This is a genomic window from Acidovorax sp. Leaf160 (assembly GCF_001424265.1).
In the GTDB taxonomy this organism is placed as follows: Bacteria; Pseudomonadota; Gammaproteobacteria; order Burkholderiales; family Burkholderiaceae_C; genus Paracidovorax.
The window spans coordinates 54,872-69,656 of record NZ_LMOV01000027.1; the positions used below are offsets into that span (position 1 = coordinate 54,872).

Here is a 14,785-nt window from a genome sequence, read left to right on the forward strand (position 1 = left end):
CACCGGGGAAATCCATGCAAAAGATGCATGGGGTTATGCCGTTGATTTTCAGGGAGCGAGGTCACGCGCAGGCTGTGCCTGGGCTTTCACCCACTGCGCATGCCCCGCGCTACGCAGCGCGCAGGCCGGGCACTCGCCGCAGCCATGGCCCCAGGCGTGCAGCGTGTCGCGCACGCCGTGGTAGCAGGTGTGCGACTGGCGCACGATGACGTCCACCAGGGCATCGCCGCCCAGCTGCCGGGCCAGCTCCCAGGTGTCGGCCTTGTCGATCCACATCAGGGGCGTCTCGAAGGTGAAGCGCTGGCCCATGCCCAGCGACACGGCCACCTGCAGCGCCTTGAGCGTGTCGTCGCGGCAGTCGGGGTAGCCGGAGAAGTCGGTTTCGCACATGCCGCCGACCAGTGTGTGCAGTCCGCGCCGGTAGCCCACGGCGGCGGCCAGCTGGAAGAACAGCAGGTTGCGCCCGGGCACGAAGGTGTTGGGCAGGCCGGCTTGGGTCATCTGGATGGCGGTGTCGCGCGTCAGGGCGGTGTCGCTGATCTGACCCAGCACGGCCAGGTCGACCATGTGGTCCTCGCCCAGCCGGCCGGCCCATTGCGGGAAGCGCTCCCGCACGGCGGCCAGCACCTCGGTGCGCGCCGTCAGTTCTACCTGGTGGCGCTGGCCGTAGTCGAAGCCAATGGTCTCGACCTGTGCGAAATGGGTCAGGGCCCAGGCCAGGCAGGTGGTGGAGTCCTGTCCACCGGAGAAAAGAACGAGTGCGTGGCCAGCTCTCATGGCGGTGATCCTCTTGTCAAAAAAACGGGCGGGTCGGAAAAAGAAAAAGCCCCGCTGGGCGGGGCTCCGGGCGTGGCCAGGACAGGGTGTGTGGGTGGTCAGGCCATGTAGATCGCGATGAACGCCAGCAAGAACATGATGACCGCGCCGACCGCGGGCAGCACGATGGGCATGAGCGGCACGATCGCCTCGATGGCGTCGGGTGCGTGCGTTTCGCCGGCGTGGGGTGCCGTGGTGCTGTCGTGGGCCATGCGGTTGTCTCCTGCGGTGGTCTGCCTAAAAGTTACGCAATTCTAGCCAAGCCGGGGCCGCGCCGCATGCGGCCTTTCCCGGAGGGCCGGGCCGCCGGGCGGCAGCCGCCGTGCCGTGCCTTGCCTTGCCTTGCCCCGCGCCAGGGCGCCGATGCGCGTCAGACCAGTTTGCGGTCCGCCGCAGCCGGGGGCACCCACTGGTAGAGCCAGGTTTCGGTGATGGGGCGGCCGTTCTCGCGCAGGAAGAGGCGGATGGTGATGGGCGCCGTGCTGTCGTCGTCCGGCCGCACGTCGAACATGGCGCGCCAGCCGTTGACGGCGTCCAGCGGCCGGGCCGAGGTGATCTCGATCTGGCCCCGGCTCACGGTGATCACCGGCTCCACCTTGGCATCGCGGCCCAGGCCAGCCAGGCTCTCGCCCGCGAAGTCCACGGCAAAGCGCCACGAGAAATACTTGCGCGGCTGGCCCACCACGCCGCCCAAGCCGGTGCGGGTGGCCACGCAGGGCGCCAGCGATGGCCGGGCCGGCGCCTCGGCGCCCCAGAAGAGGCGGTAGCCGATCAGCCATTCCTCGCCGGCCTGCGGCTTGCGCTCGGGGTTCCAGAACGCGACCACGTTGTCGAAGGTCTCGTCGACGGTGGGGATCTCCACCAGCTGCACCGAGCCCTTGCCCCAGTCGGCCTTGGGTTCCACCCATAGCGAAGGGCGGCGCTCGTAGAACACGCCGTCGTCCTGGTAGTGGTCGAAGTTGCGGTCGCGCTGCAGCAGGCCGAAGCCGCGCGGGCTTTCGTCGGCGAAGGCGTTGAACTGCAGGGTCGGCGGGTTGGTGATGGGCCGCCAGACCCACTCGCCGTTGCCGCGCCACATCTGGAGGCCGTCCGAGTCGTGGATTTCCGGGCGCCAGTCGTTGGCCATGCGACGGTCGTTCTCGCCGTGCTGGAACATGCTGGTGCAGGGCGCGATGCCGAGCCGCTCGATGGCCTTGCGCGGGTAGAGCGCGGCGTCGATCTCCATCACCTGGGTGTCGCCGGGCGTGATGGCGAAGCGATAGGCGCCGGTGATGCTGGGCGAGTCGAGCATCGCCAGCACCACGACGGTGTTGGAGCCCGGCGCCGGCCGCTCCAGATAGAAGGCGGTGAAGTCGGGGAACTCCTCGGGCCGCTCCATGCCGGTGTCGATGGCCAGGCCCCGGGCCGACAGGCCGTACTGCCACTCGCCGCCGACGGCGCGGAAGTAGCTCGCGCCCAGGAAGGCCGCCACATCGCGCACCGGATCGGTGTGGAAGTTGAGCCGGAAGCCGGCAAAGCCCAGGTCCGGCGGCAGGTCGCCCGCTTTCAGGCCGCTCTTGCCGTAGTCGAACATGGCCGGGTCATAGGCCAGCTCCTGGGCTTGGCCGTTGACCAGTTCGTACATGTGCACCGGCTTCTTGAAGAACAGGCCCAGGTGGAAAAACTTGGCCTGGAAGCGCAGTTTTTCATCGGCCCACAGCGCATGGTCGGCCTGGAACTGCATCGACTGGTACTGGTCCCAATCCAGCGCCGACACCGACGGCGGGATGGTGCCCGCAGCCGGTGCGTAGGGTTTGGCGGCCAGCGCCCGGGCCTCGCCCTTCAGCGCGGCGAAGTCGAACGCGCGGGGCTGGCCCAGCGGCTTCATCGCCGCAAAGGCCTGGGTCCAGTTCAGGCCCAGGCTGCCGGCCGATGCCAGTGCGGCGCCGCGGCCGAGAGTGCGCAGAAAGTGGCGTCGTTGTGGTTTTTGCATGGGTGCGCAGTGTGCCGAAAACCCGGGGGGCGGATGCAACGGCATGTGAAAGATCGGGGTTTTGGCGCCGATTGCCGGCGTTTTCCTACAGGAGCGCGGCGTTCGGCCCATGGTCACGCGCGCAGGCGGGGTGGACCGCGGCAGGGCGGCCTGCGCGCGCCCCGCCCGCCATGCCCGTCACATCAGTTCCACCTGCATCTGCGCGCTGCGCAACTGCTCCATCACCTGCTGCGCATGGGCGTGGCCGCGGGTCTGCAGCACCAGCTCGATCTCCACGTTCTGCGCGGCCAGCATGGTGAAGGCGCGCTGGTGGTGCACCTCTTCCACGTTGGCGCCGGCCTCCGCCACGGTGGCGGTGATGCGCGCCAGCGCGCCGGGCACGTCGCGCACGCTGACCCTGATGCGCGCCAGCCGGCCTGAACGCACCATGCCGCGCTCGATGATGGCCGCCAGCAGCAGGGGGTCGATGTTGCCGCCGCAGAGCACCAGGCCGATCTTGCGGCCCCGGAAGCGCTCCGGGTAGCGCAGCAGCGCGGCCAGGCCTGCGGCGCCGGCGCCTTCCACCAGTGTCTTTTCGATCTCCAGCAGCATCAGCACCGCCTGCTCGATGTCGCCCTCGTCCACCAGCACCAGGTCGTCCACCAGGCGCGTGATGATCTCCTGCGTGATCTTGCCGGGCCGGCCCACCGCGATGCCCTCGGCGATCGTCGAGGTGCCCTGTTCGTAGTGCGTTCCCTTGATGGCGTTGACCATGGCCGGGAAGCGCGAGGTCTGCACGCCCACGATCTCGATGGCCGGGTTCAGCGCCTTGGCGGCGGTGGCGATGCCGGCGATCAGCCCGCCGCCGCCCACGGCGATGACCAGCGTGTCCAGGTCGGGCACGGCGCGCAGCATCTCCAGGCCCAGCGTGCCCTGGCCGGCGGCCACGGCCTCGTCGTCGTAGGGGTGCACGAAGGTCAGCCCGCGCTGCTCGGCCAGCGCATAGGCATGGGCGCGGGCTTCTTCCAGCGTGTGGCCATGCAGCACCACTTCGGCGCCGAAGCCGCGCGTGCGCTCCACCTTCACGCCGGGGGTGAAGCGCGGCATCACGATCACGGCCTTCAGCCCCAGGCGCTGCGCGTGGTAGGCCACGCCCTGGGCGTGGTTGCCGGCGCTCATGGCGATCACGCCGCCGGCCCGCTCCTCGGCCGACAGCTGGCTGAGCTTGTTGCAGGCGCCGCGTTCCTTGAAGGTGGCCGTGAACTGCAGGTTCTCGAACTTGAGGAACACCTGCGCGCCGACGATCTGCGAGAGCGTCTGCGATTCCACGCACGGAGTGTCGAGCACCTGGCCCTGCAGGCGGGCGGCGGCGGCTTGGATGTCTTGGAGGCTGAGCATGGGCGGTATTGTGGTGCAGGCGGCTGGCGTGCGGATAGTGTGTTGCATGCTATTAAAGTAATAGCAATAGGTCTTTGCTCAATGGGCGCGGGAGGCCTATATGGCGCTTATTTGCGGGGCGCGGGCCGCAGGTGCGACAGCGGCAGCGCGCCGCTGGCCTTCACCTCGCCCAGCGAGAAGCTGGTGTGCATGTCCTTCACGTTGGGCAGGTTCAGCAGCACGTTGCGGGCGAACTGCGAGAAGCTGTCCAGGTCGCGCGCCACCACCTGCAGCTCGAACGTGCCCGTGCCGCTGATGTAGTGGCAGGCCACCACCTCCGGAATCTGCGCGATGGCCTGCTCCATCTCGCGCGTCAGCCCGCCCGTGCTGCGATCGGCATCGAGCCGCACGAAAGCCAGCACGCCCAGGCCGATCTTGTGGCGGTCGATCTCCGCCCGGTAGCCCTTGATGAAGCCGGCCTGCTCCAGCGCCCGCACCCGGCGCCAGCAGGGCGCCGCCGACAGGCCCACCCGCTGGGCCAGCTCGGCATTGGTCAGCCGGGCGTCCGTCTGCAGTTCCTGCAGGATGGCGAGGTCGTATTTGTCCAGTTCTTCCATTCCGCGATTGTTTCAAGAAAGGATCTTTCTGGAACGAGGGTAAACACGGCACGATTGAGAAAGGACATATCCGGCCTGGGTGCCTAAACTGCCTTGAAGCACCAGGGCGCCTGCCGACCCGGCGCGTGCCCGACCCCAGCGCCCACGAAGCGCCGCCCACCACGATAGGAAAAACCCCATGAACGCCCCGCTGCCAGAGCACATCCGCCGCGCGATCGAGACAGTGACTCTTGACGACAAATACGCGCTACCTGAAGGCCGCGCCTTCATGAGCGGCGTGCAGGCCCTGGTCCGCCTGCCCATGCTGCAGCGCCAGCGCGACGCCATGGCCGGCCTGAACACCGCCGGCTTCATCAGCGGCTACCGCGGCAGCCCGCTCGGCACCTACGACCAGGCGCTGTGGTCGGCCAAGAAGCACCTGGCGGCCAACAACATCGTCTTCCAGCCGGGGGTGAACGAAGAACTGGGCGCCACCGCCGTCTGGGGCACGCAGCAGCTGGACCTGTACCCCCAGTCGAAGAAGTTCGACGGCGTGTTCGGCATCTGGTACGGCAAGGGCCCGGGCGTGGACCGCTGCTCGGACGTGTTCAAGCACGCCAACATGGCCGGCACCTCGAAGCACGGCGGCGTGATCGCCATCGCGGGCGACGACCACATCAGCAAGAGCAGCACGGCGCCGCACCAGAGCGACCACATCTTCAAGGCCTGCGGCCTGCCGGTGTTCTTTCCCAGCAGCGTGCAGGACATCCTGGACATGGGGCTGCATGCCTTCGCCATGAGCCGCTTCTCGGGCGTGTGGTCGGGCATGAAGACGATCCAGGAGGTGGTGGAGTCGTCCAGCAGCGTCTCGGTGGACCCGGACCGCGTGAAGATCGTGCTGCCCGAAGACTTCGCCATGCCGCCCGGCGGCCTGCACATCCGCTGGCCCGACGCGCCGCTGGAGCAGGAAGCGCGGCTCATGGACTACAAGTGGTATGCGGCCCTCGCATACATCCGCGCCAACAAACTCAACTACAACGTCATCGCCGGCCCGCAGGACCGCTTCGGCATCATCGCCAGCGGCAAGGCCTTCAACGACACGCGCCAGGCGCTCATCGACCTGGGGCTGGAAGACGATGTCTGCCACCAGCTGGGCATCCGCCTGCACAAGGTCAACGTGGTCTGGCCGCTGGAGGCGACGATCACCCGCGACTTCGCGCAGGGGCTGCAGGAGATCCTGGTGGTCGAGGAAAAGCGCCAGGTCATCGAATACCAGCTGAAGGAAGAGCTCTACAACTGGCGCGCCGACGTGCGCCCCAACGTGCTGGGCAAGTTCGACGAGGTGCCGGGCGACAACTCCGGCGGCGAGTGGAGCATGCCCAACCCCAGCCAGAACTGGCTGCTGCGCCCCAAGGCCGACCTGACCCCCGCCATCATCGCCCGCGCCATCGCCAAGCGCCTCAAGAAACTGGGCGTGCCGGCCGACGTGGCCGCGCGCATGGACGAGCGCCTGGCCGTGATCGACGCGCGCGAGCGCGGCATGGCCGAGCTGAAGGCCGAAACGGGCGACCGCACGCCCTGGTTCTGCAGCGGCTGCCCGCACAACACCAGCACCCGCGTGCCCGAGGGCTCGCGCGCCGTGGCCGGCATCGGCTGCCACTACATGGTCAACTGGATGCCCGACCGCAACACGTCCACCTTCACGCAGATGGGCGGCGAGGGCGTGACCTGGGTGGGCCAGGCGCCGTTCACCACCGAGAACCACGTGTTCGCCAACCTGGGCGACGGCACCTACTTCCACAGCGGGCTGCTGGCCATCCGCCAGAGCATCGCGGCGGGCACCAACATCACCTACAAGGTGCTCTACAACGACGCCGTCGCCATGACCGGCGGCCAGCAGGTGGGCGAGCGGCCCGAAGGCCATTCGGTGCTGCGGATCATGGCCAGCCTGAAAGCCGAGGGCGTGGCCAAGCTGGTCATCGTGACCGACGAGCCGCAGAAATACAGCGGCGTGGCGCTGGCCGACGGCGTGACGGTGCACCACCGCGACGAGCTCGACCGCATCCAGCGCGAACTGCGCGAGATTCCCGGCTGCACGGCCATCATCTACGACCAGACCTGCGCCACCGAAAAGCGCCGCCGCAGGAAGCGCGGCACCCTGGCCACGCCCGACAAGACCGTCGTCATCAACGAACTGGTGTGCGAGGGCTGCGGCGACTGCTCGGTGCAGTCCAACTGCCTGTCGGTCGAGCCGGTCGAGACCGAATTCGGCCGCAAGCGCCGCATCAACCAGAACAGCTGCAACAAGGACTATTCCTGCGTGAAGGGCTTCTGCCCCAGCTTCGTCACCGTCGAAGGCGGCAAGCTGAAGAAGCCGAAGAAAGAAAAGAAGGGCGACCTGTCGCTGCTGCCGCCGATCCCCGAACCCGTGCTGCCGGTGGCCGAGAGCGCCTGGGGCATCGTGGTGGCCGGCGTGGGCGGCACGGGCGTGATCACCATCGGCTCGCTGCTGGGCATGGCCGCGCACCTGGACGGCAAGGGCGTGGTCACGCAGGACTCCGCCGGCCTCGCGCAAAAGGGCGGCGCCACCTGGAGCCACATCCAGATCGCCAACCGGCCCGACGCCATCTACACCACCAAGGTGGACACCGCCAAGGCCGACCTCATCATCGGCTGCGACCCCATCGTCGCCGCCACCAAGACCACGCTGGCCGCCATGCAGCCCGGCCGCACGTACGTGGCGCTGAACACGCATGGCACGCCCTCGGCGTCCTTCGTGCACAACCCCGACTGGCAGTTCCCGGCCGGCAGCTGCGAAGCCGCCATTGCCGGCACCGTGGGGCAGGGCGGCATGGGCGCGTTCGACGCCGACCAGGTGGCCGTGCAGCTGCTGGGCGACAGCATCTACACCAACCCGCTGATGCTGGGCTACGCCTGGCAGCAGGGCCGCGTGCCGCTGTCGCATGCCGCGCTGATGCGGGCGATGGAGCTGAACGGCGTGCAGATCGAGAACAACCAGGCTGCCTTCGAATGGGGCCGCCGCTGCGCGCACGACCTGGCATCGGTGCAGGCGCTGTTCAAGGCCGCGCAGGTCATCCAGTTCGTGAAGAAGCCCGGCCTGGCGGAAATGGTCGCCCGGCGCGTGGAGTTCCTCACCGCCTACCAGAACGCCGCCTATGCGGCCGAGTACCAGGCCTTCGTCGGCAAGGTGCAGGCGGCGGAAGCGCGGCTGGGCGCTTCGCCCGCCACGCGGCTGACCGAAGCCGTGGCCCGCTACCTCTTCAAGCTGATGGCGTACAAGGACGAGTACGAAGTCGCCCGGCTGCACACCGACGCCGCCTTCGCCGCGAAGATCGACGGCATGTTCGAGGGCGACTACCGCGTGGTGCACCACCTGGCGCCGCCGCTCACGGCGAAGAAGAACGACAAGGGCGAGCTGGTCAAGCAGGCCTACGGCCCCTGGATGCGCCGCGCCTTCGCGGTGCTGGCCCGGCTCAAAGGCCTGCGCGGCACGGCGCTCGACCCGTTCGGCCGCACCGAGGAGCGCCGCACCGAGCGCGCGCTGATCGGCGAGTACCGCGCCGCCATCGACGAGGTGATCGCCGGGCTGACGGCCGACCGCCTGCCGCTGGCCGTGGAGATCGCCAGCCTGCCCGAAGGCATCCGCGGCTACGGCCACGTCAAGGAGCGCCACTTGAAGGCCGTGCGGCCGCAGTGGGCGGGGCTGATGGCGCGGTGGCGCAACCCGCAGGCCGAACGCCTGACGGCCTGACGGCCTGACGGCCTGAGCGCGCGGCCAGGATGGCCCGACCTGATCGGTAGCGGCGCCGCGAGGCCCGCGTACCGCCACGGCGCAGAGCGGTTCCGGTGCGTGGATCTGCCGGATTTGCTATTAAAATAATAGCAGAATGCGCTTGATCGACGGGCGCTGCAGGCTGTTCTGGCGAGAACTCTTTGCCCTGGCCGGTCGCCGTCCTGGCCAAAGCCCGGCAGGGCGCGGGTTAAGGCGGGCCCCTTTCGGCGGCGCCGAATACAATGGCTGGTTACGCCCGCCGAGCCGCGTTGGCCGCAGCGCGGGCGTCCGAATCGACCCCTCACTCCGTGGAGCTTCCCGCCGTGTTCATTTCTTCCGCCTTCGCCCAGACCGCCCCTGCCGCCACCGCCACCGGCGGCGGCCTGATGGGCTCGCTCACCGGCATGCTGCCGCTGGTGCTCATGTTCGTGGTGCTGTACTTCATCATGATCCGCCCCCAGATGAAGCGCCAGAAAGAACACCGCGCCATGATCGAAGCCATCGCCAAGGGCGACGAGGTGGCGACCTCCGGCGGCCTGCTGGGCCGCGTGTCGCGCCTCTCTGAAGGCTATCTGCACCTGGAGATCGCCTCGGGCGTGGAAGTGCAGGTTCAGCGCAGCGCCGTGGCGCAAGTGCTGCCCAAGGGCACGGTGAAGTAAAGCACAACCCCCTGAGCGGCTGCGCCGCTTCCCCCTTCTCTCATCACTGCGTGATGGGAAGGGGGACGGCGCCAGTGGCCTGGCAGAGCCAGTTCCACGGCGCCCGCTGGCAAGAGGGGGCTCGGCGCACGCAGCGCCTGGATAACTGAGTAAAGAGCGCGATCATGAACCGTTACCCGGTCTGGAAGTACGCGATCCTGGTGATCGTCCTGCTGGTGGGGGTGCTCTACACCCTGCCCAATTTCTTCGGTGAGGCGCCTGCGGTGCAGGTCTCGTCGGCCAAGGCGACTGTCAAGGTGGACACGGCCGTGCAGCAGCGCGTGGAAGCGGCGCTGAAGGCGGCGGGCGTCACCGCCGACCAGATCGTGCTGGAAGGCAACTCGGTGCGCGCGCGCTTCGACACGCCCGACAACCAGCTCAAGGCCAAGGACGCCATCCAGCGCGCCCTGGTCCCCGACGCGAACGATCCGCCCTACATCGTGGCGCTGAACCTGGTGTCGCGCTCGCCCGCCTGGCTGACCGCGCTGCACGCGCGCCCCATGTATCTGGGACTGGACCTGCGCGGCGGCGTGCACTTCATGCTGCAGGTGGACATGCAGGCCGCGCTGACCAAGCGGGCCGAGTCGCTTGCCGGCGACCTGCGCACCACCATGCGCGACAAGAACATCCGCCATGGCGGCATCAGCCGCGACGGCCAGACGGTGGACATCCGCGTGCGCGACGAAGCCACGCTCACGGCCGCGCGCAACCTGGTCTCCGACCAGTTCCAGGACCTGCAGACCACCAGCACGCCGGACGGCAGCGGCTTCTTGCTGCGCGCCACCATCAAGCCCGAAGCGGTGCGCAAGGTGCAGGAGCAGGCGCTCAAGCAGAACATGACCACGCTGCACAACCGGATCAACGAACTCGGCGTGGCCGAGCCGGTGATCCAGCAGCAGGGCCTGGACCGCATCGTCGTGCAGCTGCCCGGCGTGCAGGACACGGCCAAGGCCAAGGACATCCTGGGCCGCACCGCCACGCTGGAAGTGCGCATGGTGGACGAGGGCGCCGATGCGCGCTCCGCCGAAATGGGCTCCGGCCCCGTGCCGTTCGGCTCCGAGAAGTACCTGGACCGCAACGGCCAGCCGATCATCGTCAAGAAGCAGGTCATCCTGACCGGCGAGAACCTGACCGACGCGCAACCCGGCTTCGACGGCCAGACGCAGGAAGCCACCGTCAACCTGACGCTCGACGCCAAGGGCTCGCGCATCTTCCGCGACGTCACGCGCGAGAGCATCGGCAAGCGCATGGCCATCGTGCTGTTCGAAAAGGGCAAGGGCGAAGTCGTCACCGCGCCGGTCATCCGCAGCGAGATCGGCGGGGGCCGCGTGCAGATCTCCGGCCGCATGACCACGGCGGAAGCCAACGACACCTCGCTGCTGCTGCGCGCCGGCTCGCTGGCCGCGCCGATGGAAATCATCGAGGAATACACCATCGGCCCGAGCCTGGGCGAAGACAACATCCAGCGCGGCATCCACAGCGTGGTCTGGGGCTTCGTCGCCATCTCGGTGTTCATGTGCATCTACTACGCGCTCTTCGGCGTGATCTCGTCCATCGCCCTGTCGGTGAACGTGCTGCTGCTGCTGGCCATCCTGTCGATGCTGCAGGCCACGCTGACGCTGCCCGGCATCGCCGCGCTGGCGCTGGCGCTGGGCGTCGCCATCGACTCCAACGTGCTGATCAACGAGCGCATCCGCGAAGAACTGCGGGCCGGCGTGGCGCCGCAGGCGGCCATCCATGCGGGCTACGAGCGCGCCTGGGCGACCATCCTCGACTCCAACGTCACCACCCTGATCGCCGGCCTGGCGCTGCTGGCCTTCGGTTCCGGCCCGGTGCGCGGCTTCGCCGTGGTGCACTGCATCGGCATCCTGACCAGCATGTTCTCGGCCGTGTTCTTCTCGCGCGGCCTGGTGAACCTCTGGTATGGCCGCAAGAAGAAGCTCAAGAGCGTGTCCATCGGCCAGGTGTGGAAGCCGGCGTCCGATGCGGTTCCTGGCACCGGCACCGTTGCCAAGAACGTCTGAGGGAGCAGATCCATGGAATTTTTCCGCATCAAAAAAGACATCCCGTTCATGAAGTACGCGTTGGTCCTCAACGCGATTTCCTTCCTGACGTTCGCACTGGCGGTGTTCTTCCTGGTCACCCGCGGGCTGCACCTGTCGGTGGAGTTCACCGGCGGCACGGTGATGGAGGTGGCCTACACGCAGACCGCCGACATCGGCAAGGTGCGCGACACGGTCACCAAGCTGGGCTATCCGGAAGTCATCGTGCAGAACTTCGGCACATCGCGCGACGTGATGATCCGCCTGCCGGTGCAAAAGGGCGTCACCTCCGCCCAGCAGAGCGAGCAGGTGCTGGGCGCCCTGAAGGCGGCCGACCCCGATGTGACGCTGCGCCGCACCGAATTCGTCGGCCCGCAGGTGGGCGAGGAACTGGTGCACGGCGGCCTGATGGCCCTGGGCGTGGTGGTGCTGGGCATCGTGATCTACCTGGCCTTCCGCTTCGAATGGAAGTTCGGCGTGGCGGCGGTGATCGCCAACCTGCACGACGTGGTCATCATCCTGGGCTTCTTCGCGTTCTTCCAGTGGGAGTTCTCGCTCGCCGTGCTGGCGGGCGTGCTGGCGGTGCTGGGGTATTCGGTCAACGAATCCGTCGTGATCTTCGACCGGATCCGCGAGGCCTTCCGCAAGTACCGCAAGATGAACACGCACGAGGTGATCGACCACGCCATCACCAGCACGATGAGCCGCACCATCATCACCCACGCCTCGACCGAGGCGGTGGTGCTGTCGATGTTCTTCTTCGGCGGCCCGAGCCTGCACTACTTCGCGCTGGCGCTGACCATCGGCATCCTGTTCGGCATCTACTCGTCGGTGTTCGTGGCTGCGGCCATCGCCATGTGGCTGGGCGTGAAGCGCGAAGACCTGGTGAAGACACCGGCGCGCAAGGAAGGCGACCCGAACGATCCGAACGCCGGCGCGGCGGTCTGACCTTTTCCCGTTCTTCCCCAGTGACCGTGCTCGCCCAGCCCTCGTGGGCGTGCCGGTCCAGCGGCCGCGCCGCACCCGGCCGGCGCGCGCCGCTGAGCCGGCATTCCGCGTGCGAGGGTTCACCACGCTTTCGGCCGCGCGGCCCGCGCGACTAAGATCGAACGCGTATGCCCGCCGCCACGTCGCCTCCCGTCCCGCCACGCCGCCTGACCCGTCTGGCACGGCACCGGTTCGCGGAGGGTCTGTGCGCCGGGCTGGCGGCGCTCGACCGGCGGCTGCTCGAATTCTTCAACGAGATGCCCTCCCTCACGGCCTCCCAGGCCGTGGTGCAGAACCACCGCGAGGCGGGCAGGCGCTACCAGCTCTTCCGTGCGAAATGGATCGAGGGGCTGGCGCTGGCCTGGCGCAGCAGCCTGGCGCCGCTGGTCACCACCTCGTCCGGCCCCCTGTCTTTCGCCCCTGACAGCCTGGAGCTGGTCAGCGACGATGTGGTCGAGAACAAGATTTTCGCCTCGCGCATGGCGCTGGTCGTGGCGGAACATGCCGGCAGCCACTACGACATGCTGCGCCAGCTCGTCCTGCAGCTGGAGGGGCAGGAGCCGGACGCCCACGACATCCTGCGGGCCGACGTGCTGTGCCTCGCCGTGCTGGACCAGTGGGTGCACGTAGGCCTGCCGCGGGCGGACCTGCAACTGGTCCTGGACCCGCTGCAAAAGGGGCTGTCGGAACTGCTGCAGGCACAGTGCCAGGAGACCGTGGCCTTTCTCAACGCCCAGGGCGTGCATGCGGACGGCGACCTGCGCGCCCGCGTGCGCCGCGCGCCCGAGGCACCCGCCACCGGCGCAGCCCCGATGGCGCCGCCGCAGTCCGCGGCGGGGGGGCTCGCCAGCCAGATGCTGGCGGCCTCGCGGGAGGCCATCGCCGCGCGGCGTTCCGGGTACAGCCAGGCGAGCGCGCTGGGCGGGCAGGTGCCGGGCTCGTTCGCGACGCCGCTGGTGCGGGCGCGACAGCGTGCCCAGGGCGTGATGAGCCAGCTGCGCCGGCTGCTGATCCAGCCCGGCACAGGGATCGACCCTGCGGCCTTCGGCGCGGTGGCCGCGCCCGGCGCCACCCGGCCGGCCGGGGTGGCCGGCGGCGCCCTGGCCACACCCGCCTCGGCGGCGCTGGCGCAGGCGCTCGCCGCGCAGCGCATGCAGGCCGACAGCTACTACGGCGGCGGTGGCGGTGGCACCCTGGTGCCCGATGACAGCCCGGTCGCCGTGGTGCGGCTGGCGGGCGAGGTGCGCGAGCGCTCGGCGGAGCTGAAGAAAAAAGCCGGCACGCCCAGCGAAAAGGCGATCATCGAAGTGGTGGCGCTGATGTTCCAGAGCATCCTGAGCGAGGACCGCATTCCGCCGTCGGTGCGGGTCTGGTTCGCCCGGCTGCAGGTGCCGGTGCTGCGCGTGGCGCTGGCCGAGCCCGAATTCTTCAGCAACCTCAGCCATCCCGCGCGGCAGCTGATCGACCGCATGGGCGCCGTGGTGCTGGGCTTCGACGCTTCGGCCATCAGCGGCAGCGCCATGGAGGCCGAGATCCGCCGCGTGGTGCAGGTGATCGAGCAGTATCCCGAAACCGGCCAGCGCGTGTTCCAGCTGGTGTATGACGAATTCGAGAAGTTCCTCTCCCGGTTCCTGACCGAGAAGCAGACCACCGCCCGGCTGGTCACCGTTGCGCAGCAGGTCGAGCAGAAGGAGGCGCTGGCGATCCAGTACACCATCGAGCTGCGCACCATGCTCAAGGACATGCCGGTGCGCGACGAGCTCCGCGAATTCCTGTTCAAGACCTGGGCCGAGGTCCTGGCGATGTCGGCCGTGCGCGATGGCCCGCAGCATGCCGACACGACCGTGCTCAAGCAGACGGCGGCCGACCTGGTGTGGGCCGCCAGCGCCAAGCCGCAGCGCTCGGACCGCGCCAAGGTCATTCAGGCGCTGCCCTCGCTGCTGCAGCACGTGCGGCGCGGGCTGGCGCTGATCGGCACGCACGGCGAGGCGCAGGACGCACAGGTGAAGGTGCTGACCGACACGCTCACCGACGCCTTCCTCTCCAAGACGGCCTCCATCCCGCAGGTGCAGATCGACGCCATCGCGCGTCGGCTGGCGCACTTGGAGGACTACCTCACCGATGCCACGCTCGGCGAGATGCCGCTCAACACCGACAGCATCGAGATGCTGCTGGGCATCGATGCGTCGTCGATCCATGTGATGGCGGACAACGGCACGGCGGTGCAGCCCGAGATGCTGGCCTGGGCGCATCAGCTGCCGCTCGGCAACTGGTACACGCTGGACCACAGCGGCGTGTCGGCCCAGGTGCAGTACATCTGGCAGAGCGAGCGCAAGCAGCTGCACCTGTTCGCCACCACCGATGGCAGCAGCTACCTGCTGCAACTGCAACGGCTGGGCGCCTATCTGCAGGCCGGCCTGCTGGTGGGGCAGGACGACGAAGGCATCACCACCCGCGCCACGCGCGACGCGCTGGCCAAGATCGACGCGAACCCGGAGCGCCTGCTGAGCTGAGCTGAGCGGGTT

The 14,785-nt window shown here is 68.6% G+C and carries 10 protein-coding genes; 5 read left to right on the plus strand and 5 right to left on the minus strand.

Annotation, left to right across the window (positions count from 1 at the left end; genetic code table 11):
- Positions 1–48: 48 nt before the first annotated feature.
- The 5 genes from queC to ASF94_RS17755 form a co-directional block, all read right to left on the minus strand.
- On the minus strand, positions 49–777 hold the full coding sequence (queC, locus tag ASF94_RS17740) for a 7-cyano-7-deazaguanine synthase QueC (RefSeq protein ID WP_056669559.1): 729 nt from the start codon (positions 775–777) through the stop codon (positions 49–51).
- Between the two features lie 98 nt (positions 778–875).
- A complete protein-coding gene (locus ASF94_RS21615; protein WP_200933137.1) occupies positions 876–1,028 on the minus strand; it encodes a hypothetical protein in 153 nt (50 codons plus the stop codon).
- Positions 1,029–1,186: 158 nt separating this feature from the next.
- Complete coding sequence (locus tag ASF94_RS17745; protein WP_056669562.1) at positions 1,187–2,788, minus strand: glucan biosynthesis protein; 1,602 nt, start codon at positions 2,786–2,788, stop codon at positions 1,187–1,189.
- 177 nt (positions 2,789–2,965) lie between these two features.
- Positions 2,966–4,165, minus strand: coding sequence for a threonine ammonia-lyase (locus ASF94_RS17750; RefSeq protein ID WP_056669564.1), 1,200 nt, complete (start codon positions 4,163–4,165; stop codon positions 2,966–2,968).
- 107 nt (positions 4,166–4,272) lie between these two features.
- Positions 4,273–4,761 (minus strand): Lrp/AsnC family transcriptional regulator, encoded by a 489-nt coding sequence (locus ASF94_RS17755; protein ID WP_056669568.1) that lies wholly within the window; start codon positions 4,759–4,761, stop codon positions 4,273–4,275.
- Between the two features lie 178 nt (positions 4,762–4,939).
- Between ASF94_RS17755 and ASF94_RS17760 the strand changes: the two genes are divergently transcribed.
- The 5 genes from ASF94_RS17760 (at position 4,940) to ASF94_RS17780 (ending at position 14,773) form a co-directional block, all read left to right on the plus strand.
- On the plus strand, positions 4,940–8,512 hold the full coding sequence (locus ASF94_RS17760; RefSeq protein ID WP_056669571.1) for an indolepyruvate ferredoxin oxidoreductase family protein: 3,573 nt from the start codon (positions 4,940–4,942) through the stop codon (positions 8,510–8,512).
- Between the two features lie 344 nt (positions 8,513–8,856).
- Positions 8,857–9,192 (plus strand): preprotein translocase subunit YajC, encoded by a 336-nt coding sequence (gene yajC / locus ASF94_RS17765; RefSeq protein ID WP_056669574.1) that lies wholly within the window; start codon positions 8,857–8,859, stop codon positions 9,190–9,192.
- Positions 9,193–9,356: 164 nt separating this feature from the next.
- A complete protein-coding gene (gene secD / locus ASF94_RS17770) occupies positions 9,357–11,255 on the plus strand; it encodes a protein translocase subunit SecD (protein WP_056669577.1) in 1,899 nt (632 codons plus the stop codon).
- Between the two features lie 12 nt (positions 11,256–11,267).
- Positions 11,268–12,221, plus strand: a complete 954-nt coding sequence (gene secF, locus ASF94_RS17775) for a protein translocase subunit SecF (protein WP_056669580.1) — start codon at positions 11,268–11,270, stop codon at positions 12,219–12,221.
- A gap of 167 nt (positions 12,222–12,388) precedes the next feature.
- A complete protein-coding gene (locus tag ASF94_RS17780) occupies positions 12,389–14,773 on the plus strand; it encodes a DUF1631 family protein (protein ID WP_056669583.1) in 2,385 nt (794 codons plus the stop codon).
- The last annotated feature ends 12 nt before the right edge of the window (positions 14,774–14,785 follow it).